Below are 25,983 nucleotides of genomic sequence, written 5' to 3'. Positions count from 1 at the left end.
GGGTTCAGCCGCGCGCCAGCCGCTGCGCGTTGAGCACGACGGCGAGCGAACTCGCCGCCATGCCGATGCCGGCCGCCAGCGGCGGCAGCAGGCCCGCCAGCGCCAGCGGCACGCAGGCGAGGTTGTAGAGCGCCGCCCAAGCCAGGTTCTGGCGCAGCACGCGGCGGGTCTTGCGGGCCAGGGCCAGCGCCTGCGGCACGGCCATCAACCGGTTGGAGACGAGCAGCGCATCCGCCGCGCCGCGCGCCAGCATGGCGCCCTGCCCCATCGCGATGCGCACGTCCGCCGCAGCCAGCACCGGCGCGTCGTTGATGCCGTCGCCCACCATCAGCACCCGCTCGCCGCGGCCCTGCCAGTCGCGCACGGCGGCCAGCTTGGCCTCGGGCGTAGCGCCGGCGTGCCAGTGCGCGATGTCCAGCGCGCCGGCCATGCGCGCCACGGCGGCTGGCTGGTCGCCCGACAGCAGGCGCACGCGCCGGCCCTGCGCCTTCAACGCCTGCACCGCCTCGGCCGCGTCGGCGCGTGGCGCCTCGGCGAGGTCCAGCCACAGCACGCAGTCGCCACAGCCGAAGGCCAGCCGCGCGGCTGGGTCCGGTGCGGCGCTGACCCAGCCCGGCGCGCCCAGGCGCCACAGTTGGCCGGTGGCGTCACGCGCCTCCACGCCGCGGCCCGCCACCTCGCGCACGTCGTGCCAGGTACCGGCCGGCGCGCCGTCGGCCAGCGCCTGCGCGTGCGGATGGCGCGACAGCGCGGCCAGGCTGCGGGCCACGGCCAGCAGCGCGTCGGCGTCGGCGCCCTGCGCCCAGTGGCGGCGCAGCAGCAGCCGGTCTTCGCTGAGCGTGCCGGTCTTGTCGAAGACGACGGTGTCCACATGGCACAGCCGCTCCAGCGCCGACAGGTCGGCCAGCAGCAGCCCGCGCCGGGCGAGCGCGCCGCTGGCCGTCAGCCACGCGGCCGGCGCGGCCAGCGTCAGCGCGCACGGGCAGGTGACGATGAGCACCGCCACGGCCACCGCGACGGCGCGGGACGCGTCCACCCACCACCACGCCAGGCCGGCACCCAGCGCCAGCAGCAGCACGACGGCCGTGAAGCCGGCGGCCACGCGGTCCAGCACGCCGCTGGCCAGCGGCCGCTGGCTCTGCGCCTGCTGCATCAGCCGCACGATGCCCTGCGCCGTCGTGTCGGCGCCCACGCGCTGCACGGCCACCACCAGCGGGCCGTCCAGGTTGATGCTGCCGGCCACCACCGCGTCACCCGCGGCCTTGGCCACCGGCGCGGACTCGCCCGTCAGCAACGCCTCGTTGACGAAACCCTGGCCGGCCAGCACGGCGCCGTCCGCCGCGAAGGCCTCGCCTGCGGCGACGCGGATGCGGTCGCCCACGCGCAGCGCCTCGGGCGGCACGCGCTCGCTGCCGCCATCGTCCAGCAGCCGTTCGGCCACGGTGGGCAGCGCGCCGGCCACGGCCTCCAGCGCCTCGGCGGCGCGGTGGCGCGCGCCCAGCTCGAACCAGCGTGCCAGCAGCAGCAGCGCGACGAACATCGTCAGCGAGTCGAAATAGACCTCGTGGCCCAGCGGCCCCTGCGGGTCGAACAGCGCGCCAGTGCTGGCGACGAAGGTCACCGCGATGCCCAGCGCCACTGGCACGTCCATGCCCAGCCGCCCGGCACGCAGCTGCCGCCAGGCGCCGCTGAAGAACGGCCCGGCGGCGAACGCCATGACCGGCAGCGTCATCACCCAGCTGCCCCAGCGCAGCAGCTGCGCCAGGTCGGCCGACAGCTCGCCTGCCTCGGCCACATAGGCCGGCGTGGCCATCATCATGACCTGCATCATCAGGAAGCCGGCCACGAACAGCCGCCACAGTGCCTGGCGCCGCTCCCGGCGGCGCAGCTCGCGCGCCGAGGCGGCGACGTCCGGGCTGGCGCGGTAGCCGATGGCCTGCAGCGCGGCCAGCACGTCCGCCAGCGCCAGCTGCGCCGGCCGCCAGCGCAGCGCCAGCCGGGCCGAGGCCGGGTTCACGCTGGCGCCGGCCACGCCGGGCAGCTTGCGCAGCGCGTCCTCGATGAGCCCGGAACAGGCCGCGCAATGCATGCCGGCCACCTGGAACTGCGACAGCGCCACGCCACCCGGGCCGTCGGGCCAGGTCGTGAAGGGGGCAAGCGCCTGCGCGCTCGCATCGGCGGCGTGCAGGCCAGGGGGAGAAGCGCTCACGCCGGCACTCTAGGCAGGCGACTGCCGCCGGGGACTGATCTGCATCAAGCCAATGGCAACGGCGGCGCCGGGAATGCGTCTTGCATGGCCCGGGTGCCCCTTCCCGCATTCCAGGAGGCCTTGCCATGTCGGATCTTTCAGACCCTCTCGGCGCTGCGACCACGCAGTTCTCTCACGTGAAGCCCGGCGACACGCCCTGGCGCAGCGACGGGCTCCGGGATTTCTTTTTGTACCGCGACCTCGGCGTGGCCGCGGCCACCGGCGGGCGCGTCATCGCGCACCTTGTGAAGGCGAACATGGCCCCCGAAAAGGGCACGGGATGGCACCGCCATGAGGCGGATTTCCAGATCGTGCTGATGACCAAGGGCTGGGCCAAGTTCATGTACGAGGACAAGGTCACGCTGGTGGAGGCCGGCGACTGCGTGCACCAGCGCCCGGGCATCGTGCATTACCTGTTCGACTACTCGCCGGACATGGAGTACCTGGAGATCGTGTCGCCGGCGGACTTCAAGTCCGTCGACGCACCGCCGGCATGTGAGGACGTGCCCGTTCCGACGCCCTGGTCCTAAAAGTCCATGTCCAGCAGCTCGATTTCTTCGGGCTCCTGCTTCGCGTCGGCGATCCACGCCTGCATCTCCGGCATCGCCAGGATGGTGTCGCAGTAGGCGGCGCAGGCGGGCGGCAGCGCGACGTCGTAGGTCTTGAAGCGCGTCGTCACGGGCGCGAAGAAGGCGTCGGCCGCGCCGCGCTGCTTGCCGAACAGGAAGGGCCCGCCGTAGGTGGCCAGGCAGTCGCTCCAGATGTCGACGATGCGCTCGATGTCGGGCCTGGCGCCGGCCCAGATCTTGTGCCGCGGGAAATGGCCCTTCAGGTTCATGGGCAGCGCCGAGCGCAGGTTGGCGAAGCCCGAGTTCATCTCGCCGCAGATGGCCCGCGCGTGCGCACGCGCCGCGCGGTCCGCGGGCCACAGGCCGGCCTTGGGGAAGGTCTCGTTCAGGTACTCGGCGATGGCCATGTTGTTCCACACCGTGACGCCCTCGTGCCGCAGGCAGGGCACGCGGATGGACGGCGCCAGCAGCAGCAGTTCCTTCCTCGCATCCTCGTCGTCGGGCGACACCATGACCTCGTCGAAGCCCAGGCCGGCAAAACGCGTCAGCAGCCAGCCGCGCAGCGACCAGGACGAGTAGTTCTTGCTGCTCAGCGTCAGCGTGGCCTGCGCCGCGGGGACGGGTGCGGCAGGCCGGGCGGTCTTGCGCACCGCGGTCTTCTTGGTCGGCGTGGCAACGGGCATGGAGCGTCTCCTGTCGGTCATGCACCTCTTCGACGCAAGCGCCATGCCATGTTGGCGCGCTCCTTGCGATACCTCGTGCATCACACCGGAGACGCCATGTACACCGCCTACCAAGCCCACGCCGACCTGCTGTGGCCGCTGCGCGAGGCCACGCGGCTGTCGCTGCCGCTGCTGCAGGACCCGCACGTCGTCGCGCACAGCTGGTGGGCGCGGCCGGCCGCCGCGGCGGGCCAGGTGTTCGAGCTGGCACAGGTCACGCACGCGCGGCCCGACTGGCGCATCACCGAGGTGGCGAGCGGCGGCAAGCGCTGGCCCGTCGTCGAGGAGCCCGCGCTGACGACGCCGTTCGCGACGCTGCTGCGCTTTGCCAAGCCCGGCGCGCCGGCGCAACCCAAGGTGCTGGTGGTGGCGCCCATGTCGGGCCACTTCGCGACGCTGCTGCGCGAGACGGTGCGCACGCTGCTGCAGGACCACGACGTCTACGTGACCGACTGGCTCAACGTGCGCGACGTGCCGCTGGCCGCAGGCCGCTTCGGGCTGGACGAGTACACCCAGCACCTCATCGACTTCCTGGCCCACATGGGCCCGAACTCGAACGTCGTGGCCGTCTGCCAGCCCTGCGTCAGCGCGCTGGCTGCGGTATCGCTGATGGCCGAGGACGACCACCCCGCCACGCCCGCCAGCCTCACGCTGATGGCCGGCCCCATTGACTGCCGCGTCAGCCCCACGGCCGTCAACGAACTGGCCACCAGCAAGCCGATTGGCTGGTTCCGGAAGAACCTCATCAGCGTGGTGCCCTGGCGCCACCGCGGCGCGGGGCGGCGCGTCTACCCGGGCTTCGTGCAGCTGTCGGCCTTCATGAGCATGAACAAGGACCGCCACGCCAACGCGTTCAAGGACTACTACAAGCACCTCGTCGCCGGCGAGTTCGACAAGGCGCAGATCACGCGCACCTTCTACGAGGAATACATGGCGGTGGCCGACCTGTCCGCCGACTTCTACCTGGAGACCGTGGAGCGCGTGTTCCAGACCTTCGACCTGCCGCGCGGCGAGCTGAGGTTCAAGGGCCGCAAGGTCAACCCGGCGGCCATCCGCCGCACGGCGCTGCTGACCATCGAGGGCGAGCGCGACGACATCTGCTCGGTGGGCCAGACACTGGCCGCGCAGGAGCTGGCGACCAGCCTCAAGCTCTACATGCGCACCCACTACATCCAGCCCAACGTGGGCCACTACGGCGTGTTCAGCGGGCGGCGCTGGCAGCACCAGGTCTATCCGCTGGTGAGGCACGTGATTCAGGTATCGCAGTGAGCCCCTCGCCCAACCTCGCGGCGCTGAACGCGCGCGAGTCTGGTCGGTCCCCCGAGGGGACGGCGATGCTCCCGGCATCCAGCCGGGAGCACATCGCCATCGCGGGCCGGCTTGGGAGCGGCCCGGCGCTCGGCCCGAAAACCCGATGAAATAAAAAAGGCCGGCAGAGCCGGCCTTTGCATCGGGCTGGCCCGATCAGGCGAAATTGGCTTCGGCGAACTGCCAGTTGACCAGGTTCGACAGGAAGGTCTCGACGAACTTCGGGCGCAGATTGCGGTAGTCGATGTAGTAGGCGTGTTCCCACACGTCGACGGTCAGCAGCGCCTTGTCGGCGGTGGTCAGCGGCGTGCCGGCGGCGCCGGTGTTGACGATGTCGACCGTGCCGTCGGCCTTCTTGACGAGCCAGGTCCAGCCGGAACCGAAGTTGCCAACGGCGCTCTTCACGAAGGCTTCCTTGAAGGCGGCGTAGCTGCCCCACTTGGCGTTGATGGCGTCAGCCAGCGCACCGGTCGGCTCGCCACCGCCTTGCGGCTTCATGCAGTTCCAGAAGAACGTGTGGTTCCAGATCTGGGCCGAGTTGTTGTAGATGCCGCCGCTGGAGGTCTTGATGATCTCTTCCAGCGTCTTGCTCTCGAACTCCGTGCCCTTCTGCAGGTTGTTCAGGTTCACGACGTAAGCGTTGTGGTGCTTGCCGTGGTGGAACTCCAGCGTTTCCTTGCTGTAGTGCGGAGCCAGCGAGTCGATGGGGTAAGGCAGCGGGGGCAGCGTGTGTTCCATGGAGTGAACCTCTGTGTGTTGGGGGGAAGGGAAACGCGGCGGATTGTAGGGAGGCGCCAATCACCCTGGAGGCAAAGGCCGTACCTGCAGCACGCGCATGTCGACGCTGCCGTCGGCCAGCACGGCGCGCACCTCGTGGCCGGGCAGCAGCGCGTGCGCCGACGTGATCGCCCCGCCCTGCCCGTCGTCCAGCCAGGCATAGCCGCGGGCCAGCACATGCTGCGGGTCCAGCGCCTGCAGACGGGCCTCCAGCGAATCCAGGCGCGTCGATTGCCGGCGCAGCGTCTCGGCCAGCGCGCGTGCCGGCCGAGGCGCCAGGTGCGCCAGGCGCTGGCGCTGCAACTCGATGCGCCGCCCCGGCGCCGCGGCGGCGCGCTGGGCCAGCAGATCCAGCAGCCGGCGCTGGCGGGCCAGCACGTCGCTGGGCCGCGCGAGCCGCAGGGCAAGGCGGTCCAGCCGCTGGGCGACGGACTGCAGCCGGTGGTCCAGCCGCAGCATCAGCGCACGCTCCAGGTTCGCCAGTTGCTGCAACAAGGCGTCGCGCGACGGCGCCGCCAGCTCGGCGGCGGCCGTCGGCGTGGGCGCGCGCAGGTCGGCGGCCAGGTCGCTGAGCGTCACGTCGGTTTCGTGCCCGACACCGCAGACCACAGGCAGGGCCGACATCGCGACGGCCCTCACGACGCGCTCGTCATTGAACGCCCACAAATCCTCCAGCGAGCCGCCACCGCGCACCAGCAGCAGCACATCCACCTCGGCCCGCTCGTTGGCCGTGCGCAGCGCGTTGACCAGCGCCGGCGGCGCCTCCGCCCCCTGCACCGGGCTGGGGTAGACGACCACCTGCACCTGCGGCGCCCGCCGCGCCAACGCCGTCAGCACATCGTGCAGCGCCGCGCCGGCCGCGGACGTGATGACGCCGATGCGCTGTGGATGCGCCGGCAGCGCCCGCTTGGCCTCGGCATCGAACAGCCCCTCGGCCGCCAGCCGCGCGCGCAGCTTCAGGAACTGCTCGTACAGCGTGCCGGCCCCCGCGCGACGCATCGCCTCGACGACGAACTGCAGCTCCCCCCGCGGCTCGTAGACGGCCACGCGGCCCCGCAGTTCCACCAGCGCGCCGTCGGCCGGCGAGAAGTCCAGCATCGCCGCCGCACGGCGGAACATCGCGCAGCGCAGGCTGGCGGCCAGGCCGTCGGCATCCTTCAGCGTGAAGTAGCAATGCCCGCTGGACGCCCGCGTGAAGCCCGAGATCTCGCCGCCGACCACGACGACCGAGAACCGCTCCGCCAGGCTCTGCGCGACGGCCTCCACCAGGCCCGCCACGCCCCAGACACGCCGATTCGACGCGGCTTCGCGCCCCTCAATCACGCGCAAACCCAATGCCGGCGCGGGCCGGGAAGTCCACAGCCGCGCCAATGCTGGGCTGGCGGGCGATTTCGGCTCACGGCGCCCGTCATCGAGCCGTCATGAACACATAAGGTCTTGTTTTTCAAATCGAATTCCGCTGCTCAAATTGGAGGCAAGTTGTCCAAGGCCTTGATTTGACGGCCTCTGCGGCCCACCGCCCCGAGCTTGCCCACAAAGTTATCCACAGCGGCGGTGGATTGTGGGAACGCTTTCCTGGGGCCTGCACTGTGGCGGCGGAGGGCTGGCCTGGGTCCATAATCCCGCGCACTTCCCGGCCGGTCAGCGGCCTTTTTTCTGACGGGGACGCCCTTGTTTTCGATCATACAAGCCGCCGGTTGGCCGATCTGGCCCTTGCTCCTGTGCTCCGTGGTGGCCCTGGCCCTGATCATCGAACGCTTCACCAGCCTGCGCAGCAGCCGCATCCTGCCGCCGCGGCTGCTGGAAGACGTGCTCAACGTCAGCGCGCAGCAGCTGCCCACGCCCGACATGGTGGACCGCCTGGCCGAGAACTCGGTGCTGGGCGAGGTGCTGGCCTCCGGCCTGCGCGCCGTGACCGCCGAGCCGCAGATGCCCGAGGGCAAGCTGCGCCTGGTGTTCGAGTTCGCCGGCCGCCGCGCCGTGCACCAGCTCGAGCGCTACATGAACACGCTGGGCACCATCGCCACGGCCGCGCCGCTGCTGGGCCTGATGGGCACCGTGGTGGGCATGATCGAGATCTTCGGCAGCCAGACGCCCGGCGGCGGCAACCCCGCCCAGCTGGCGCACGGCATCTCCATCGCGCTCTACAACACCGCCTTCGGGCTGATGATCGCCATCCCCTCGCTGATGTTCTACCGCTACTTCCGCGGCAAGATCGAGGAGTACGTGCTGGAGCTGGAAGGCGCCGCCGACCGCCTGCTGGGCCAACTGCGCCGCTACACCGTCTGAGATGGACAACCCCTCGTCTGGTCTCGCCCCGCTGAACGCGGGCGCGCCCAGCCGGTCCCCCGAGGGGACGGCGATGCTTGCGGCATTGAGCCGCAAGCACATCGCCTGCGGGCCGGCTTGGGGCGGCCCAGCGCCGGTCCGCGGCGCAACTGCCGCACACAACGGATGAACTGACCCATGAGATTCCGCTCCCCCCATCGCGAGCCGCCGGAGATCAACCTGATCCCGTTCATCGACGTGCTGCTGGTGATCCTGATCTTCCTGATGCTGTCGACGACGTACTCCAAGTTCACGGAGCTGCAGATCACGCTGCCGTCGGCCGACGCCGAGAAGCTCAAGGACCGGCCGCAGGAGGTCATCGTCGGCATCGCCGCCGACGGCCGTTTCGTCATCAACAAGCAGGCCGTGGAAGGCCGCTCGGTGGACATCCTCGTCGGCGTGCTGCGCCAGGCTTCGGGTGGCAATGCCGAGGCGTCCGTCATCATCTCGGCCGACGCCGCCACGCCCCACCAGGCCGTCATCAACGTGATGGACGCGGCGCGCCGCGTGGGCCTGAGCCGTGTCACCTTCGCCGCGCAGACCGACGCTCGCTGACCGCCTGCAGCGCGAGTGGCTGACCGGCGGACCGCTGTCCACCGCGCTGCTGCCGCTGAGCGGGCTCTACCGGGGCCTGCTCGCGCTGCGCACGCTGGCCTACCGAATGGGCCTCAAGCGCACCGAAACGCTGCCGGTGCCGGTCATCGTCGTCGGCAACTGGATCGTCGGCGGCGCCGGCAAGACGCCTACCACCCTCGCCCTGCTGGACCTGCTGCGCGCCCGCGGCCTGAAGGCCGGCGTGATCTCGCGCGGCTATGGGCGCGACGGGGACGGCGTGCATCTGGTCACGCGCGTGTCCACCGCCCGCGAAGCCGGTGACGAGCCACTGCTCATCCACCTGCGCGGCCGCGTGCCGGTGGCCGTAGGCCGCGACCGCGTGGCCGCCGCGCGTGCACTGCTGGCGGCCCACCCCGACCTGGACCTGCTCGTCAGCGACGATGGGCTGCAGCACTGGCGGCTGCCGCGGGCGCTTAGCCTGCTGGTGTTCGACGAACGCGGCCTGGGCAACGGCCGCCTGCTGCCGGCCGGGCCGCTGCGCCAGCCGCCCGCGGCGCTCACGGCAGATCAACTGGTCGTCTACAACGCGCCTGCACCCAGCACAGCGTTGCCCGGCTTCGTCGCCGAGCGCCGGCTGGCTGGCGCCGCGTCGCTGGCCGACTGGTGGGCCGGCCGGCCGGCCTCGATGGACACGCTGCTCGAGCTGCGCGGCCAACCTGGCCTCGTCGCCTGCGCCGGCCTCGCCCGGCCGCAGCGCTTCTTCGACATGCTGTCCGGCCTGGGCGTGGCCGCCGCGCCGCTGCCGCTGCCGGACCACGCCGACTTCACCGCCCTGCCCTGGCCGGCCGACACCGCCGCCGTCGTGCTGACCGAGAAGGACGCCGTCAAGCTGCGGCCCGAATGCGTCGGTACGACGCCGGTCTGGGTCGTGACGCTAGACTTCTCGCCCGGCGCCGGCTTCGAGGCCGCGCTGGACGCCCAACTGCGCAACCTTTTCCCGTCCCGATGGATCAACGACTGATCGAAATGCTGGTGTGCCCGCTGTGCAAGGGGCCGCTGACGCTGCTGCGCGGTGATGAACCCGCCCTCGCCTGCCGCGCCGACCGCTTGGCCTTCCCCATCCGCGACGGCATCCCGCTGATGCTGGAGAGCGAGGCCAAGCCGTGGGACCCGGACGCGCCGGCGCCGCCCGTCGTGCTCGCGCCGTGAGTTACACGGTCATCATCCCGGCGCGGCTGGCGTCCACCCGCCTGCCGAACAAGCCGCTGGCCGACATCGGCGGCCTGCCGATGATCGTGCGCGTCGCCCAGCGGGCGGCCCGGTCGAGCGCGGGCCTGGTCGTCGTCGCGACCGACGCGCCCGAAGTCGCCGCCGCCTGCGCCGCCCACGGCGTGCGGGCGCTGATGACGCGCGCCGACCACCTCTCCGGCAGCGACCGCCTGGCCGAGGCCGTCGAGCAGCTGGACCTGGCCGACGATGCCGCCGTCGTCAACGTGCAGGGCGACGAGCCACTGATCTCGCCGGCCATGATCGATGCCTGCGCCGCCACGCTGGCCGCGCAGCCTGACTGCGTGGTGGCCACCGTCGCGCACGCGCTGACCGAGCCTTCCGAGTTTGCGAACCCCAACGTCGTCAAGCTCGTCACCGACAAGGCCGGCCGGGCGCTGTACTTCTCGCGCGCGCCGATCGCGTGGTGGCGCGACGGCGCCGGACAGCCCAACCAGGCGCTGCGCCACGTGGGCATGTACGCCTACCGCGCCGGCTTCCTGCGCCGCTTCCCCACGCTGGCCGTCAGCCCGCTGGAGCAGATCGAGTCGCTGGAGCAGCTGCGCGTGCTGTGGCATGGCGAGCGCATCGCCGTGCATGTCAGCGCCGAACAGCCCGGCCCGGGCGTCGACACCCCCGAAGACCTGGAGCGCGTGCGGCGGCTGATCACGGGTTGAGCGGCGCCTGGCACGTCAGCCCCCCGAAAGCCCACATGCGATACTTGACCGCTGACCGAGGCGGGGTTTTTTAACGGCCCCGACACAACGAGGAGACCCATGCGACTGATCCTTCTGGGCGCGCCCGGCGCCGGCAAAGGCACCCAAGCTGCCTTCATCTGCAAGCAATTCGGCATTCCGCAGATCTCCACCGGTGACATGCTCCGCGCCGCCGTCAAGGCCGGCACGCCGCTGGGCCAGCAGGCCGATGCCGTCATGAAGTCGGGCGGCCTGGTCAGCGACGACCTCATCATCGCGCTGGTCAAGGAGCGCATCGCCCAGGCCGACTGCGCCGGCGGTTTCCTGTTCGACGGCTTCCCCCGCACCATTCCGCAGGCCGACGCGATGAAGGCCGCCGGCGTGAAGCTGGACTACGTGCTCGAGATCGACGTGCCGTTCGACGCCATCATCGAGCGCATGAGCGGCCGCCGCTCGCACCCGGCCTCGGGCCGCACCTACCACGTCAAGTTCAACCCGCCCAAGGTGGAAGGCAAGGACGACGAGACCGGCGAAGACCTGGTGCAGCGCGCCGACGACGAAGAAGCCACCGTCAAGAAGCGCCTGGACGTCTACTCCGCCCAGACCCGCCCGCTGGTGGACTACTACTCGCAATGGGCCGCCACCGGCGACGCCAGCGCGCCCAAGTACCGCCGCATCGCCGGCCTGGGCTCCGTCGACGAGATCACGCGCAACGCGCTGGCGGCGCTGAGCAGCTGAAGTTCACAGCTTCCACGGAAAGCCGCGGCGCCCACAGCCCGCGGCTTTTTTGTGCCTGACAATTGACGTTCACGTCAATCAAACCCAGGAGATCCTCATCATGGAAATCGCAGGCAAGGTGTTCATCGTCACCGGCGGCGCCTCGGGCCTCGGCGAAGGCACGGCCCGCATGCTGGCCAGTCACGGCGCCAAGGTCGTCATTGCGGACCTGCAGGTCGAGCGTGGCGAGCAGCTGGCCGCCGAGCTGGGCGGCCGCTTCGTCAGGTGCGACGTCAGCCAGGAGGCGGACGGCCAGGCCGCCGTCGCAGCCGCCACTGCCCTCGGCAAGTTGATGGGCCTCGTCAACTGCGCCGGCATCGCACCGGCCGTCAAGACCGTCGGCAAGGACGGCGCCCACCCGCTGGCCAGCTTCACGAAGACGATCAACGTCAACCTGATCGGCACGTTCAACATGATCCGGCTGGCCGCCGAGGCGATGGCGAAGAACGAGCCCGAGGCCACCGGCGAGCGCGGCGTGCTGATCTCCACGGCCTCGGTGGCCGCCTACGACGGCCAGATCGGCCAGGCGGCCTACTCGGCCTCCAAGGGCGGCGTCGTGGGCATGACACTGCCCATCGCGCGCGACCTGGCCCGCAGCGGCATCCGCAACATGACCATCGCGCCAGGCATCTTCGGCACGCCCATGCTGTTCGGCATGCCGCAGGAGGTGCAGGACGCGTTGGCCGCCAGCGTGCCCTTCCCCAGCCGCCTGGGCCGCCCGGACGACTATGCCAAGCTGGTGCACCAGATCATCACCAACGACATGCTCAACGGCGAGGTGATCCGCCTGGACGGCGCCATCCGCATGGCACCCAAGTGATGCCGCCCACCGCGCGCCCATGAAAAAAGGCCCCGAGGGGCCTTTTGCATTTCATCGAAGCGACAGTGCTTACTTCTTGGCGCTGCGCGACTGCACCTGCCACAGGCGGGCCAGCTCGCCGGAGCCATCCGCACCCTTGACGGCACGCCAGGCGGCTTGCGCCTTGGACGTCTCGCCAGCGGTGTACAGCGCCAGGCCCTGGTAGAACCTGGTGTCGTCGGCGCGCGTGAAGTTGTCCTTGGCGATGCCGGCATCGACCAGCTTCAGGCCACCAGCCTTGTCGCCAGCGAACACGCGCGACAGGCCCAGCTTGACCAGCTCGTCGCCGGTCTTGGAGTCGCTGGCCGCCTTCTCGGCCGCGGCGGCACCCGTCTTGGCCTCGTTGGACTTCTTGACCATCAGGTCCAGCAGGCGCTTGTGGCGCGCACCTTCGGCGCCCTGGCCCAGAATGTTGGCGGCCAGACCCTGCTCGACGACCTTCTTGCCTTCGTCGGGGTAGCCGGCCTGTGCAGCCAGCTGGGCCATTTCCATGTAGTCGTCCGCGGTACGCAGGTTGCCGGTCGCCAGTTGCAGGCGATAGACGTCCAGCGCAAAACGCGCCGCGAAGCCCTTCTTGCCCTGCAGGCCACCCAGCACCTGAGCCCACAGTTCCTTGCGCGGATAGTGGTTCAGCAGGCGCTCGACGGCGTAGGACTCGATGGCCGCATCGCCCTTCTTCTGGGCCGCGTACAGCAGGATGTTCAGCTTGTCCTGCGTCGGCGCGCGGCCAGCCTTCTCATCGGCCTGGATCTCGGCCAGCGTGTCCTTCAGGACCGCCGTCATGTCACCCGACTTGAACTGCGCCTGCTGCTGCATCTGCTTGACCGACGGGCTGCTGCCGCCGGCTGCAAAGTACTTGTTGGCCCACTCCAGTGCCTTGGGCGCGTTGTTGGCGCGCAGGTAGGTGCCGGCGATGGCTTCCATGTACTGCAGCTGCTGGGGGCCACCCAGCTTGGCCTTCAGCACGTCGAACGAGCGGGCCATCGTGTCGGCGTCGCTGGCACCCATGGCGGCGGAGAAGCGCAGGCCTTCGATGGCGAAGTTCTCGCCCGGCGTGCGGTTGGCCACGGCTTCGGCATCACGCAGCTTGGCGAGCGCTTCCTTGTGCTTGCCAGCCTTGTACAGCTTGCTGGCCTCGCCCAGCGGCGTGCCAACTTCCTTGCGCACGGTTTCCTGGGCAGACGCCCGGCTGAAACCGAACTCGGCACCGGGCGCGCCGTTCAGGGACAGGGCCAGGGCGCCAACGGCGACGGCCACCACGGTCTTCAAAGTCTTCAACTTGCTCTCCTGCAAAGCAAAAACGCGCCACCCTTTCGGGCAGCGCGCTCAAAGTATCGGCGTCAGCTGGCCCGAGCCCACGTCACTTGACGTATTGCTCGTTACCAACCATGCCCATCTTCTTGACGTTGTTGCGCTGGGCCGAAGCCATCACCGCAGCCACGACGCCATAGTCGACGAGCTTGTTCGGCTTGATGTGGATCTCGGGCTGTTCGCCAATGCTCTTGGAGCCGATTTCCTGCATCTTCGCGTTCACGGCGTCGAGGCCGGTCAGCGCGTTCTCGTCCCAGTAGACGGTGCCGTCGAAGTCGATCATGACCGTGTGCACGACCGGCTCCTCTTGCGGAGGATTCGGGCTCGGCGGCGGCATGTCGAGATTGACGGTGTGCAGCTGGATCGGGATGGTGATGATGAGCATCACCAGCAGCACCAGCATCACGTCGATCAGAGGCGTCGTGTTGACGTCCATCATGACTTCGGGTTCACCGCTGCCAGACGAACTTCCAACGTTCATTCCCATGTGTAACTCCTGGGATCAGTTGCGAGCCGGCGGCTCGGTGACGAAGTTGACCTTCATGATGCCTGCACGCTGGCTGGCGAAGATCACGCGACCGACCGACTCGTAGCGGGACTTGTCGTCACCGCGAATGTGCACCTCGGGCTGCGGGTTCTTGACCGATTCCTTGCCGAGGCGCTTCACCAGCTCCTCCATGTCAGGAACCAGCTTGGTACCCCAGTAGACGTCGCCGTCCTTGCTGACCGAGATTTCGATGTTTTCCGGCTTCGTGACGCGAATGACGTTGGTCTCCTTGGGGAGAGTCACGGCAATCGACTGCGTCACCACCGGCACGGTGATGAGGAAGATGATCAACAGCACCAACATCACGTCCACGAGGGGCGTGGTGTTGATGGAAGAGACCACATCTTCATCGCCGGAAGAGGATCCGACGTTCATGCCCATGGCATTGGCTCCTGTGCGAGCTTCAGCTCAGGGATTAGCGCTTGGCGACGGCGCGGTTGCCCATCAGCACGCCGTGCAGGTCGCCGGCGAAGGAACGGACTTGGCTCATGACCGACTTGTTGCGGTTGACCAGCCAGTTGTAGCCCAGCACGGCCGGCACGGCGACGAACAGGCCGATAGCGGTCATGATCAGAGCGGCGCCCACGGGGCCGGCGACCTTGTCGATGGAAGCCTGGCCGGCCAGACCGATGGCGGTCAGCGCGTTCAGAATGCCCCACACCGTGCCGAACAGACCGATGAAGGGAGCGGTCGAACCGACGGTCGCCAGGAAGCCCAGGCCGGCGGAGATCTTGGTGTTGACGTCGGCAACGGCGCGGTCGACGTTCATCGTCACCCAGCTGCTGTGGTCGATGTTCTCGGTCAGCGCGCCTTCATGGTGCTCCGAAGCCTCGATGGCGGTGGAAGCGATGTAGCGGAAGGCGCTTTCTTCCTTCAGGCCCTTCAGGCCATCGGCCAGGCTGGGCTTCTTGAAGAAGGTGGCGCGGACTTCCTTGGCTTCGGACGACAGCTTGGCGGTGTCCCACAGGCGGACAACCAGGATGTACCACGAACCCATGGACATGATGCCCAGCAGCACCAGCACGGCCTGGTCGACGACGTTGCCGTGGGCAATGATGTTCGACAGGGCGTACGGGTTCTCGGCCGGCTTGGAAGCGGCGGGAGCGGGGGCGGGAGCGGCAGCAGCGTCGACTGCAGCGGCCGAGGCGGCGTCGGCCGGCTTCTGATCTTGCGCGTGGACGGGCGAAGCGGCCAGGGTCGCGGCCATGGCGATGGCGGCCAGGAAGCCGGTGATGCGAGAAATCATGGAGTCAACTCCTAGGGAAAGATTCTGGTTTGATACGTTCTGGATGCGCCCCTGCGGGAGCGCGCCGTTCAAGACGATTAGTCGATCTTGAACTGGAACTCTTGTTCGAAGACGTGGTTGCCCGGGCACTCGTAGGTTTCCTGCAAGTGCTGCACGATGGCTTGCGTCAACGTGCGTTGGGCCTTGCGGTCCACGCCACCGCGAAGTGCGGTGATCTCGACACCCGTCACGCGACCGTCCTTGACGGTAGCAACGGCCTTGTAGAGCGCTTCACCGCTCCAGTTGACCGCGGGCGCTTCGAGCTTGCCCATCTTGGTGCAGACCATGCCGGCCGTGATCTTGGTCGGCTTGGGGGCTGCCGGCGGCGCCGCGGGGGCCGGAGCCGGCTGCGGACGGATGACGTCCGTGGCGGGCGGCGCGACCTGCGTCGACTGCATCGGAGGGGCCGGCGGCGCCGGTGCGGTCACCTGGAACTCAGGCGGCGGCACGAAAGGCGGCGGCGGGGCCTTGAGATCCGGCGGCGGCGGCACCACTTTTTCAGGCGGCGGCGGCGGCTTGACCTTCTCCTCGATGACCTTCACGTCGATCGGGCCGGTGACCTTCTTGACGATATCGCGAGCCAGGCCGCTGGCAAGCGCGTAGATGGCCACGACGTGGATCAGGACCACGATGCCGAAGCCCGTGAACCGGGACGCGCCCTGCTTCTCCTGCGCAAAATTCATGCGCGCTCCTTCTTGCAACTACAAATCACAGTCAATGACTTCTTTCAGGAATGCGGCCACTGTGGAACGGAGGAAGTTGCACCCCACCGTCTACGAGGTCCCGAAGGGCGTGCATTCTAGATCGCGGAGAGAGCGCTCCCGCCTCGTTGAAAACACGCAGTTGGCCGGGGATGCAAGCTTTCTTTACACCTGTTCTGGCCAAAAAAAACGCCCGGTGGCTTGAGCCGTCGGGCACGCGTTTCTTCGCCACGAACAAGATGTAGAAAAACCACATCTCACGGCCAGACTTGGCCATGCCGTCATCTTAGCCCTGCGCTCCGCCCCTCCTCTTGGGGCTAACCCGGACAGCCGAAACAGGCTGATTACAAGCAGCTCGATACAAAAAGACAGGAAATGGCGACGAACGGCGGGCTGGCGCGGCGCCTGACGGCACTCATCCGTGAACTTTTGCGTAAAAAAGGGGAGCGTGCCCGGCGCGCTCCCCTTTGTGGTTGCTGCCAGCGGCCCTCAGGCCGGGCTGGCAACAGCAGGTTTCACTTGAACTGGTAAGTGACCGTGCCGTAGATGAAACGGCCGCGCGGATCGGCGAACGAACCGGCGAAGCCGGCGGCGTGCGAGCCGTAGCTGGACGAGGCGACGAACGGCGGGTCCTGGTCGAAGGCGTTGCGGGCGCCCAGCGCCAGGCGCAGGTCCTTGAAGCCACGGTAGCTGACGGCCAGGTTCCAGCGGCTGGTGTTCTTGACCTGGTAGGGAGCGTCCACGCCGAGGTTGGTGTTGACCACGGCGGCCGACTCTTCCCAGCCCTTGGTGAACACGTTCTCCAGCGCGACGTTCCAGCTGCCCAGCGTCCAGTCGAACGACAGCGTGTGCTGCCAGGTCGGCACCGGCGGGTTGCCGCCCAGCGACTTGCCGACGTAGTCGGTGAACGGCAGGTCCTTGCCGTTCTGCAGCGAATACTTCAGCGTGCGCGTGGCCGCGAAGCCGACACCCAGCTTGCCGAAGGTGCCCAGTTGCAGACCCGACTTGATGTCGATATCGATGCCGGAGGTCTTCAGCTCACCCAGGTTTTCGACCGGCGTCTCGATGTAGGAGATGAAGCCGTTGGGCGCACGACGCACACGCGCCTTGTACTTGGCGTACAGGCCGGGCTCAGCCATCAGCGTGTCGCCACTGATGACGCCGATCTGGTCCTTCTTCTGGATGTTCCAGTAGTCGATGGCGATGCTGAGGTCACGGATGGGTTCGAAGACGGCGCCGAAGGCGAACTGGCGGCTCTTCTCGGGCTTCAGGTTCTTGTCGCTGGACAGACGCACGTTGAACTGCGTGTTGCACTGGGGAACCAGATTGCCCTGCGCGTCAGGCGCCACCGGGCATTCCGGATCGGTCTGCGGGTCGGCCGTGTTGGTGTTGGACACGGGGCTGTTGACGTCCCACAGCGTCGGTGCGCGGAAGCCGGTGCCGGCGCTGGCGCGGAACAGCATTTCCTTGCTGGGCTGGAAGCGCAGCGCGACGCGCGGGTTGAAGCTGCCGCCGAAATCGCTGTACTTGTCGTAGCGGGCCGCCACGGCGGCTTCCCAGCCCTTGGCGAACGGAATGGACAGTTCGCTGTAGATGGCCGAGATGTTGCGGCTGGCCGAGGTGGCCGGCACGGAGCCTTCGCCACCGATGTGCGAGCCCTTGGAGTACTCGATGTTGGTGGGATTGTCGTCAGCCTTCTCGCGGCGCAGGTCCATGCCGACGGCGACGGCCATCATGCCGCCGTCCATCTTCATCAGCTCGCGGCTGAACTTGGCGTCCAGCACGACGGTGGTGCCCTTGGACTGGCGGACCTTGCCTTCCAGCGCAGCACCGTCCAGCAGCGCAACGCCAGCGGCGTCGTTGGGGCCGAAGGGGTTGACGTTGCCCGTGGCCATCGCCTTGAGGAACGGCTCTTCCAGCAGATAGCCGCTGTAGTTCAGCGTGCCGCGCGCCTGCGCGACATTGAGGCCGACGTCGTAGTCCCAACCCGAGAACAGGCCGGTGGCGCCGACGACGACACGGTACTGCTCGTTGTTGTTGTCGCTGACACGGTTGCCGCGATCCAGCGAGCGGTACGCGATTTCGGTGTAGCCGACGCCACCGATGGTGGCCGACACGTAGTCGGCGGGCGTGTAACCCAGGCGAGTCAGCAGCGCGGTCGGGAAGTACTTGCTGGTGACGGGCATCAGCACGTTCGGGTACGAGCCGTCGGCACGCACCTTCATCGCCGTGCCGTCGATCGGCGTCGGCGCTGCACGGCCGGTGGTGTGGTTGCGGGCCGCGGAGGCCTCGATGAACCATTGGTTGTCGGCATCGATACGGAACGTGCCGCGTGCGAACAGGTCCGTCTTGGTGCTGTCCGGCAGGTTGTCGAGCATGGCCGCGTAGATCGCACGGCAGCGCTTGACGTCATCCACGCCGTTCGGCGTCTTGCCGCCGAGCTGGATGACGGTGTTGACCGGATCGCAGGCCGACATGTTGGCGCCGGGGTTCGTGTAGGCACCGGGCGAGATGCCGATGTCCATCAAGCGGCCCGGGTAGGCACGGAACGAGGTCGGGGGCGCGGAGCCGGGGACTTCGGTCGCATGGCGCGAGTACCACGCCTGCTTGACGGCCTCCAGGCGGGTCTGTTCCTTGATGTTGGCGGTGACCAGGAAGTTGTAGCCGTCCTTGTCCAGGTTGCCGGTGCCGAAGGCGATCGAGCCGCCGTTCTCCTTGCCGCCGACGTTCTTCTCCGGCGTGCCGTAGCGCACCGTCAGCTCGCCCTTGTCGTAGTCCTTGCGGGTGATGAAGTTGATGACGCCGGCGACGGCGTCGGTGCCGTAGATGGCGGAGGCGCCGTCACGCAGCACTTCGATGCGCTCGATGGCGGCGAAGGGGATGCTGTTCAGGTCCACCGCGACCGAGCCGCCGATGGAGCCGAAGGGGTGGCCGGCCAGGCGGCGGCCGTTCAGCAGCACCAGCGTGGAATTGGCACCCAGGCCGCGCAGGTTGGCGTTGCTGGTGGCGTAGCCGGCGCCCTGCGTGGAGTCGGACAGCTGGGCGGAGTTCACCGACAGGCGGCGCAGGATGTCTTCGACGTTGGTCGCGCCGGACTTCTCGATGGATTCGCGCGAGATGACCGTCACGGGCAGCGCCGTCTCGGATTCGACGCGCTTGATGCTCGAACCGGTGATCTGGATGCGTTCGAGCTTCTGGGATTCCTGGGCCAGCGCGGACCCGGCGGCCAGCGCCAGAATCGCACTACTGATGGTGGTGACTTTGAACATTGAGGCTCCTGAAGAGACGACGGGCCCGCCCGGTAACGTGGCGGTACTGACCCGGGGTTCGGGTCGCTCCTTGCCTGAGCGGTGGGCTCAGATTGGGGTGCCGCAGTTTGTGCGGGTGCAACATGGCTCTCGCCCCGTAAATGCACCTAGCGCGCCAGAACCCCTTCGTAAACCTTTGATTTACTTGGGTTTCCGAACGTTACCGCCCCTAGAGTGAATTCCCTAGACGTTGCCTTTGCGCGACGCGCAGGTGCGTGCTAGCGGGCCAGGCGGGGCACGGCGGCGAGCAGATCGCGGGTGTAGGCCTGGGCCGGCTGCCCCAGCACGGCGGCGCAGGCGCCCTGCTCCACGATGCGGCCGCGCTGCATGACGGCGATGTCGTCGGCGATGTACTCGACGACGCCGATGTTGTGCGTGATGAACAGGTAGGCCAGGCCCTGCTCGCGCTGCAATTCGCGCAGCAGATTGAGAATTTGCGCCTGCACGGACACGTCCAGCGCGGACGTCGGCTCGTCGCAGACGATGAGGCGCGGCTCGACGGCCAGCGCGCGGGCGATGGCGATGCGCTGGCGCTGGCCGCCGGAGAACTCGTGCGGCCAGCGCTGCAGCGCGTCGCGGCGCAGGCCGACCTGGTCGACCAACGTGTGCAGGCGCTCGCGGCGGGCGGCAGCGTCCAGTTCGGGGCGCAGCGCGATGAGGCCCTCCTCCAGCACATCGGCCACACGCATGCGCGGGTTCAGCGACGCGAACGGGTCCTGAAAGATGATCTGCACGCTGCGGCGCGCCTGCACCAGCGCACTGCCGGTGAGCTGGAACAGGTCCTGCCCGTCGAACAGCGCCTGGCCGCTGATCTGCGCCTGGCGGCGCAGCAGTTGCACGATGGCCTTGCCGGACGTCGTCTTGCCGCAGCCCGACTCGCCCACCAGTGCCAGCGTGCGGCCGGCATGCAGCTGGTAGCTGACACCGTCGACCGCATCGAAATGGCGCGGCCCGCGATGGAACAGCGGCGCCTTCAGCGGGAAGCGCACGCGCAGGTCGCGCACGTCCAGCAGCGGCGCGCCGTGGACAGGCGGCGCGGGCGGCAGCGCCCTGGGTTGTGCTGCGGGGCGCGGCAGTGCGTCGCCGGGCTGGCTGTAGAGCAGGCAGCGCACCTGATGCTGCGGCCCCTCCTCGGTCAGCGCGGGCAGCGTGCCGGCGCAGTGCACCATGGCCTTGTCGCAACGCGGCCAGAAGCGGCAGCCGGCGAAGTCCAGCCACAGCGGCGGCACGGTGCCGGCAATGGCCGCCAGCGGCTCGCCGCGGCGGGCGGCATCGGGCAAGGCCTGCAGCAGCAGCCGCGCGTAGGGATGCTTCGGATGGGCGAAGAACTCGGCCGCCGGGGCGACCTCGATGATCTGGCCGGCATACATCAGCGCCACGCGGTGGGCCATGCCGCTGACGACGGCGAGGTCGTGCGTGATGAGCAGCACGCCCAGCTGGCGCTCGCGCTGCAGGTCGCGGATGAGGTCCAGGATCTGCGCCTGGATGGTCACGTCCAGCGCCGTCGTCGGCTCGTCGGCCACAAGAAAGTCGGGCTCGGCGGCGAGCGCGATGGCGATCATCACGCGCTGCTTCTGGCCGCCGGACAGGCGGAAGGGGTAGTCGTCGACGCGGCGCTCGGGTTCGGGGATGCCGACGCGGCGCAGCCAGTCGACGGCCTTGGCGCGCGCGGCCACACCGCGCAGGTCGGTATGCGCCTCGATGGCCTCGACGATCTGGTCACCCACGCGCATCACCGGGTTCAGGCTGGTGGCCGGTTCCTGGAAGATCATGGACACCCGCCCGCCACGCACGTCGCGCATGCGGCGCTCGGGCAGCGCCAGCAGGTCCTGCCCGTCCAGCGTCACGGCGCCACCGGTCACGCGGCCGTTCTCGGGCAGCAGCCGCATCAGCGCCAGCGCCGTCATGCTCTTGCCGCAGCCGCTCTCGCCCACCAGCGCGAAGGTCTCGCCGCGGGCCAGCGTCAGCCGCATGCCGTCGATGGCGCGCACGAGGCCCGCCTCGGCATCCAGCTGCACGCGCAGGTCGGCGATCTCAAGCATGGTCCGCCCCTCGCTTGCGGAAGACGCGCGGCCGGGCCGAGCGGGCCTTGGGGTCGAACGCATCGCGCACGCCGTCGGCAAACAGGTTGGCGGCCAGCACCAGGCTCACCATGCCGCCGAAGGCCGCGGCGAAGCTCCACCACACCACAGGGTCGCGCGACATCTCGTTGCGGGCCAGGTTGATCATGCTGCCGAAGCTGCTGGTCGTCGGGTCCACGCCCACACCGACGTAGGTCAGCACGGCTTCGTACAGGATCAGTTCGGAGAAGCTCAGCACGACGGTGATGAGCACCAGGTGCATCACGTTGGGCAGGATGTGGCGCGCCATGATGGCCGCGTCGCCCACGCCGAAGGCCGTCGCGGCCTGCACGTAGTCCAGCTCGCGCAGCTTCAAGGTCTCGGCGCGCACCAGGCGGCACAGGCCGGCCCAACCGGTCAGGCCCAGGATGACGCACAGCATCAGCATCTTCAGGTCGGCGCGCTCCAGCGCCGTCTCGAACGCATCGGGGTTCTTGTCGAAGAACACCTGCACCATCAGCACGCAGGCGGCAATGAGCAGCACGTTGGGCACGGAGCTCAGCGTCGTGTAGACGTACTGGATGGCTTCGTCCACCCAGCCCTTGTAATAGCCGGCCAGCACGCCCAGCAGGAGTGCCAGCGGCAGCGTGGCCAGCGTGGACAGCGCGCCGATGACGAAGGCCGTGCGCACGCTCTTCAGCGCCTGCACCAGCACGTCGTTGCCGGTGCGGTCGGTGCCGAGCACGTGGTAGTGCGGCATCAGCGCGAGGGCCGGGCCGGCCAGCAACAGCACGACGGTCAGCGTGATCAGCACGGCGCGCAGCGGATAGAAGGTGCGGTCCGCGGCCAGGTCGGCCAGCGCGTGGCGCCAGCCGTGGTGCTGGCGGGCCAGCGCGGCGGCTGTCAGCCCGAAGAGCAGCGCGGCCACGGCCAGGCCGCCGGCCAGCCCCAGCGCGGCGCGGCGGCCCACATCGCCGGCCCATTGCGTGGCCGGGTCGGCCAGGTGCGCGCCGCCGAACTTCAGCCGCGGATAGTCGCGCCCGGCGTGGCCCTGGGCATCGACGACGCTTTCCTTGTTGAAGCCGTGCGTGCCCAGCGGCACCGAGTAGCTGACCTCGCGCATGTCGAGTTGCCGCGCCAGAAGCAGGTCCAGCGCGGACAGCGTGCGCGTGTCGTAGACGGTGGCGCCGCCCGTCGTCTCCAGCGCGCGGCGCACATGGACGCTGTCCACCAGCGTGACGAGCAGGAACAGCGCCATGACGACGCCGGCACTCGCCGCGACCGGGTCGCGCAGCACGCGTTGCCAGGTGGCGCGCAGGTGGGCCTGGCCGCGCACGCGTACCGCGTAGGCGACGCCCGCAGCCACCATCAGCCACAGCGCGAGGTCGGTCCAGAGCAGCACAAGCTTCATTGCAACCTCACCCGCGGGTCCACCCACGTGTAGGCCACGTCGATCAGCGCATTGCTCGCGATGTAGAGCAGCGCGCCGAGGAAGACCATGGTGCGCACGATGGCGAAGTCCTGCCCCGTGATGGCCTCGATGACGAAGGCGCCCAGGCCCGGGATGCCGAAGAAGCTCTCGAACACCAGGCTGCCGAGGAAGACATACGGCAGGTAGCTGCCCGCACTCGTGATGATGGGGATGAGCGCGTTGCGCAGCACATGGCGACCCAGCACGCGGCCTTCGGACAGGCCCTTGGCGCGCGCGGTGCGCACATAGTCCTTGCCCATCTCCTCCAGGAACATCGCGCGGTACAGCCGCGCCTCGCCGCCCAGCCGGCTCAGCAGCGACAGCAGGATGGGCAGCGCCAGGAAGCGCACCGCATCCAGCCCGCCCGCGAAGCCGTTCATGGGCACCAGCTTCAGCACGCGGGCGAACAGGAACTGGCCGACGATGATGTAGAACAGGCTGCTGATGGACAGCATCAGCACGCACAGCACGACGCCCCAGAAGTCGATGCGCGTGTGCCGGAAGAACACCAGCAGCAGCGAGAACGCGACGCTGACGATGACCTGCAGAATGAACAGCGGCAGCGCCAGCTGCAGGCTCACGCCCATGCGCACCTTCACCTCGTGGCCGATGTTGATGGCCTGGCGCGCGTCGCTCTTGCCGAAGTCCAGCGCGAACAGGCTCACCGAGCGCTCCCACAGGATGGTGTGCGTGAGCTGCTCGGCGCCCTGGCGGCTGGCGTCGAAGTACAGCGGCTTGTCGTAGCCACGCTCCTGCTTCCAGGTGTCGATCTGCGCCTGCGTGACACGCTTGCCGCCGATGTTCAGCCGCGCCATGTCGTCCGGCGTGTTGACCGAGAAGAACAGGAAGAAGGTGAACAGGTTGACGCCGATCAGGATGGCCAGGCCGTAGCCCAGCCGGCGCAGCATGAAGCCCAGCATCAGGCGGCCTCCCCCGTCGCCACGGCCGTGGCCGTCTCGCGGCGGGCCCACGCGCGGCGCGTCGCCACGGCGATGGCCAGCCCGCCGGCCGCCAGCACCAGCAGCGGCCACCAGACCGGCTGGTTCCACGCGGCGATGCTGCGGGCGCGCTCCTGCACGTCCACGCGCAGGTAGCGGGCACGGTCGCGCACGACGACGCCCGGCTTGCCGTTGTGCAGCCAGCGCTGGAAGGCCAGGCCCGAGTAACTCCAGTAGCCCCAGGCCCACGGCGCGTCCTGGCGGGCGATGTCGTTCATCTTCGCCATCACGGCGGCCTTCTCGGGGCCGTCTTCCAGCGACTGCAGCTTGCGGTAGAGCCGGTCGAACTCGGGGTTGGCGTAGTTCGCCGTGTTCTCGCCCTCGTGCAGGCTCTTCGCGTTGGGGCCGTACAGCAGGAACAGGAAGTTCTCGGCGTCGGGGTAGTCCGCGAACCAGCCCCACCAGAAGATCTGGTGCTTGCCCTTCAGGATCTTTTCCTGGAACTGGTTGAAGTCGGTCGCGCGGATGTCCAGCTGGATGCCCAGCTTGGCGAACTGGCGGATCAGCCAGTCGTTCTCGGCCTTCAGCTCGGGCGTGACGACGCGCTGGAAGTCGTAGTTCAGCACCAGCGGCTTGCCCGTCTTTGCGTCGCGACCGCCGGGGTAGCCGGCCTCGTTCATCAGCTGGAGGGCGTCTTCAATCGGGCGGCGCTCGACCTTGCCGTTCACCAGCCGGTGCGTCACCGGGTTGAACTCGCCCGGCTCGCCCTCCCTGGACCCGAACACGCCCGGCGGGATGGGGCCGTGGGCGGCGTCGCCGCCCTTGTCGCGGAAGATGCGGCCGTAGCCCTCCTCCCAGTCAATGGCGATGGAGATGGCCTGGCGCAGCGCGCGGTTGCGGCGCTGCTGCTCGGGCGTGTCGCCGCGGCCCACGACCGGGTCCAGCCAGTTGAAGCCCATGTACCAGTTCGTGATGTCCACGTTCATCGGCAGCTGGAAGCCGCGCTCCTGGAAGAAGCGCTTCACCTCGTCGGAGTCGTCGCGGTCCACGGCCAGGTTCACGCCCCAGTCCGAACGGTCCATCTCGGGCAGGTCCAGGTAGCCCTGCTTGAACAGCTCCTTGCGCGGGACCGCCTCCTTCACGTTGATGGCGACGACCTTGTCGACGAACGGCATGGGCTTGCCGCAGTCGGCCAGCAGGCCGGCCTCGGCATCGCCGGGGCTGCCGTCGCAGGGGTAGGTCTCGAGCCGGTAGTTGGGGTTGCGGCTCATCACATGCCGGCGGTCCTGCACGTACTCGGTCATCATGAACGCGCCCGTGCCCACCGGCCACTGGTTCCAGCTCATGGAGTTGGCGGCCATGCCGGGCTGGGCGTAGAAGGCGTCCACTTCCCACGGGATGGCCGCGGTGAACGTGGTGGCCAGCCAGTACTGCCACTGCGGGTAGCGGCCCTTCAGGCGGATGCGCAGCAGGTGGTCGTTGACGGCCTCGGCACCGGCCAGCGGCCAGCCGCGCAGGTCCAGGAAGGGCTTGTCGGCCAGGTTCTCGGGCAGGCCCGCTAGCTGCTTCTCGCTCTCGCGCTTGAGCGTGGCGATGTAGTCCTTGAGCCCGATGACGTGCTCGGAGAACACCGCCGCCACCGGCGCCTCCAGCCGCGGGCTGGCGTGGCGCTTGAGCGCGTAGACGAAGTCGGCCGCCACCACCTCGCGCGTGGCCAGGTGCTCGAACGCGAACGGGCTGCGCTTGTCGCCCAGCTCGCCGGGCTTCAGGTGGTGATAGCGGTACTGCCCTTGCGCGTCCTTCGCGAACGCCGGGTGCGGCGACCACTTCAGGCCCGGCTTGATGGCGATGTCGTAGACCGCCTCGGCGATCTGCTCGTCCGGCGCGTCGTCGGGCAGGCGGTTGCCCTTGGCGTCCAGGTAGTACGGCTTGGCCAGTGTCTCTGCCGTGCGCGGGATCAGCGTGTACGGCCGCTTGAGGGGGTGGTAGCCGTAGGGCGGCTCGCTGATCTCGTAGACGTAGGTGCTCTCGGGCGCGGCGTAGGAGGACGTCGGGTCCAGATAGCGCGGCGAGCGCTCGGCGAACGCCATGTAGAGCGTGTTCTCACGTTCGGCGCCGTGCGGATGCGGGCTGTTGTTGCAGCCGGCGAGCAGCACGAACGCGACTGCGCCCACGCACGCCTTCATCCAACCGCTGACTGATCCCACAACGACACCTTCGAAAAACAAGACGCCCCGGCACGAGCCGGGGCGACGGTC

The 25,983-nt window shown here is 68.9% G+C and carries 23 protein-coding genes; 9 read left to right on the top strand and 14 right to left on the bottom strand.

What is annotated here, in order from left to right; translation table 11 throughout:
• Positions 1-4: 4 nt before the first annotated feature.
• Positions 5-2,209, bottom strand: a complete 2,205-nt coding sequence (locus AC1Q7O_RS04150) for a heavy metal translocating P-type ATPase (RefSeq protein ID WP_492659205.1) — start codon at positions 2,207-2,209, stop codon at positions 5-7.
• Positions 2,210-2,334: 125 nt separating this feature from the next.
• Between AC1Q7O_RS04150 and AC1Q7O_RS04145 the strand changes: the two genes are divergently transcribed.
• Complete coding sequence (locus AC1Q7O_RS04145) at positions 2,335-2,778, top strand: cupin domain-containing protein (RefSeq protein WP_492659204.1); 444 nt, start codon at positions 2,335-2,337, stop codon at positions 2,776-2,778.
• On the opposite strand, the gene AC1Q7O_RS04140 is transcribed toward AC1Q7O_RS04145, so the two are convergent.
• The gene (locus AC1Q7O_RS04140) at positions 2,775-3,500 is read right to left on the bottom strand and encodes a glutathione S-transferase family protein (protein ID WP_492659203.1); all 726 of its coding nucleotides are present in this window, start codon (positions 3,498-3,500) and stop codon (positions 2,775-2,777) included. The two genes, AC1Q7O_RS04145 and AC1Q7O_RS04140, sit on opposite strands and share 4 nt — an antisense overlap.
• 96 nt (positions 3,501-3,596) lie before the next feature.
• Here AC1Q7O_RS04140 and AC1Q7O_RS04135 point away from each other — a divergent pair, with 96 nt between their 5' ends.
• Complete coding sequence (locus AC1Q7O_RS04135; protein WP_492659202.1) at positions 3,597-4,808, top strand: polyhydroxyalkanoate depolymerase; 1,212 nt, start codon at positions 3,597-3,599, stop codon at positions 4,806-4,808.
• Positions 4,809-5,003: 195 nt separating this feature from the next.
• Here the strand turns inward: AC1Q7O_RS04135 and AC1Q7O_RS04130 are convergent, their stop codons facing one another.
• Complete coding sequence (locus AC1Q7O_RS04130) at positions 5,004-5,585, bottom strand: superoxide dismutase (protein WP_492659201.1); 582 nt, start codon at positions 5,583-5,585, stop codon at positions 5,004-5,006.
• 60 nt (positions 5,586-5,645) lie between these two features.
• Positions 5,646-6,947, bottom strand: a complete 1,302-nt coding sequence (gene xseA, locus AC1Q7O_RS04125; protein ID WP_492659200.1) for an exodeoxyribonuclease VII large subunit — start codon at positions 6,945-6,947, stop codon at positions 5,646-5,648.
• 348 nt (positions 6,948-7,295) lie between these two features.
• On the opposite strand from xseA, the gene AC1Q7O_RS04120 reads away from it, so the two are divergent.
• The 7 genes from AC1Q7O_RS04120 (at position 7,296) to AC1Q7O_RS04090 (ending at position 12,065) form a co-directional block, all read left to right on the top strand.
• The gene (locus AC1Q7O_RS04120) at positions 7,296-7,913 is read left to right on the top strand and encodes a MotA/TolQ/ExbB proton channel family protein (RefSeq protein WP_492659199.1); all 618 of its coding nucleotides are present in this window, start codon (positions 7,296-7,298) and stop codon (positions 7,911-7,913) included.
• 177 nt (positions 7,914-8,090) lie between these two features.
• Positions 8,091-8,507 carry an ExbD/TolR family protein gene (locus tag AC1Q7O_RS04115; protein ID WP_394514117.1) on the top strand — a complete coding sequence of 139 codons (417 nt, stop codon included), beginning with the start codon at positions 8,091-8,093 and terminating at the stop codon, positions 8,505-8,507.
• Positions 8,473-9,528, top strand: coding sequence for a tetraacyldisaccharide 4'-kinase (gene lpxK, locus AC1Q7O_RS04110; protein WP_492659198.1), 1,056 nt, complete (start codon positions 8,473-8,475; stop codon positions 9,526-9,528). Before AC1Q7O_RS04115 ends, lpxK begins: the two co-directional genes overlap by 35 nt.
• Positions 9,513-9,716 carry a Trm112 family protein gene (locus AC1Q7O_RS04105; protein WP_492659197.1) on the top strand — a complete coding sequence of 68 codons (204 nt, stop codon included), beginning with the start codon at positions 9,513-9,515 and terminating at the stop codon, positions 9,714-9,716. The genes lpxK and AC1Q7O_RS04105 overlap by 16 nt, the downstream gene beginning before the upstream one ends.
• Positions 9,713-10,450 carry a 3-deoxy-manno-octulosonate cytidylyltransferase gene (gene kdsB, locus AC1Q7O_RS04100; RefSeq protein ID WP_492659196.1) on the top strand — a complete coding sequence of 246 codons (738 nt, stop codon included), beginning with the start codon at positions 9,713-9,715 and terminating at the stop codon, positions 10,448-10,450. Before AC1Q7O_RS04105 ends, kdsB begins: the two co-directional genes overlap by 4 nt.
• A 99-nt stretch (positions 10,451-10,549) precedes the next feature.
• The gene (gene adk, locus AC1Q7O_RS04095) at positions 10,550-11,206 is read left to right on the top strand and encodes an adenylate kinase (protein WP_492659195.1); all 657 of its coding nucleotides are present in this window, start codon (positions 10,550-10,552) and stop codon (positions 11,204-11,206) included.
• 100 nt (positions 11,207-11,306) lie between these two features.
• Positions 11,307-12,065 carry a 3-hydroxyacyl-CoA dehydrogenase gene (locus AC1Q7O_RS04090; protein ID WP_492659194.1) on the top strand — a complete coding sequence of 253 codons (759 nt, stop codon included), beginning with the start codon at positions 11,307-11,309 and terminating at the stop codon, positions 12,063-12,065.
• A gap of 69 nt (positions 12,066-12,134) precedes the next feature.
• Here AC1Q7O_RS04090 and AC1Q7O_RS04085 read toward each other — a convergent pair whose 3' ends face one another.
• The 10 genes from AC1Q7O_RS04085 to AC1Q7O_RS04040 form a co-directional block, all read right to left on the bottom strand.
• A complete protein-coding gene (locus AC1Q7O_RS04085; protein ID WP_492659193.1) occupies positions 12,135-13,382 on the bottom strand; it encodes a hypothetical protein in 1,248 nt (415 codons plus the stop codon).
• A gap of 82 nt (positions 13,383-13,464) precedes the next feature.
• Positions 13,465-13,902: an ExbD/TolR family protein gene (locus tag AC1Q7O_RS04080; RefSeq protein WP_492659192.1), complete on the bottom strand. Its 438-nt coding sequence runs from the start codon at positions 13,900-13,902 to the stop codon at positions 13,465-13,467.
• Positions 13,903-13,917: 15 nt separating this feature from the next.
• Positions 13,918-14,343 (bottom strand): ExbD/TolR family protein, encoded by a 426-nt coding sequence (locus AC1Q7O_RS04075; protein WP_492659191.1) that lies wholly within the window; start codon positions 14,341-14,343, stop codon positions 13,918-13,920.
• A gap of 34 nt (positions 14,344-14,377) precedes the next feature.
• Positions 14,378-15,208 carry a MotA/TolQ/ExbB proton channel family protein gene (locus tag AC1Q7O_RS04070; protein WP_492659190.1) on the bottom strand — a complete coding sequence of 277 codons (831 nt, stop codon included), beginning with the start codon at positions 15,206-15,208 and terminating at the stop codon, positions 14,378-14,380.
• A 77-nt stretch (positions 15,209-15,285) separates the two neighbouring features.
• Positions 15,286-15,858, bottom strand: coding sequence for a hypothetical protein (locus AC1Q7O_RS04065; RefSeq protein ID WP_492662663.1), 573 nt, complete (start codon positions 15,856-15,858; stop codon positions 15,286-15,288).
• A gap of 605 nt (positions 15,859-16,463) precedes the next feature.
• Entirely contained in the window at positions 16,464-19,217 is a 2,754-nt protein-coding gene (locus AC1Q7O_RS04060; protein ID WP_492659188.1) for a TonB-dependent receptor plug domain-containing protein, read from the bottom strand.
• Between the two features lie 257 nt (positions 19,218-19,474).
• Entirely contained in the window at positions 19,475-21,298 is a 1,824-nt protein-coding gene (locus AC1Q7O_RS04055; protein ID WP_492659187.1) for an ABC transporter ATP-binding protein, read from the bottom strand.
• Entirely contained in the window at positions 21,291-22,727 is a 1,437-nt protein-coding gene (locus tag AC1Q7O_RS04050) for an ABC transporter permease (RefSeq protein WP_492659186.1), read from the bottom strand. Before AC1Q7O_RS04050 ends, AC1Q7O_RS04055 begins: the two co-directional genes overlap by 8 nt.
• Complete coding sequence (locus AC1Q7O_RS04045) at positions 22,724-23,707, bottom strand: ABC transporter permease (protein ID WP_492659185.1); 984 nt, start codon at positions 23,705-23,707, stop codon at positions 22,724-22,726. Before AC1Q7O_RS04045 ends, AC1Q7O_RS04050 begins: the two co-directional genes overlap by 4 nt.
• Positions 23,707-25,911, bottom strand: a complete 2,205-nt coding sequence (locus tag AC1Q7O_RS04040; protein WP_492659184.1) for an ABC transporter substrate-binding protein — start codon at positions 25,909-25,911, stop codon at positions 23,707-23,709. Before AC1Q7O_RS04040 ends, AC1Q7O_RS04045 begins: the two co-directional genes overlap by 1 nt.
• Between the last annotated feature and the right edge of the window lie 72 nt (positions 25,912-25,983).

The organism is Roseateles sp. GW823-FHT07B05 (genome assembly GCF_058794515.1).
The sequence above is the reverse complement of the archived record's forward strand: the minus strand, read 5'-3'. Positions and strand labels throughout refer to the sequence as shown.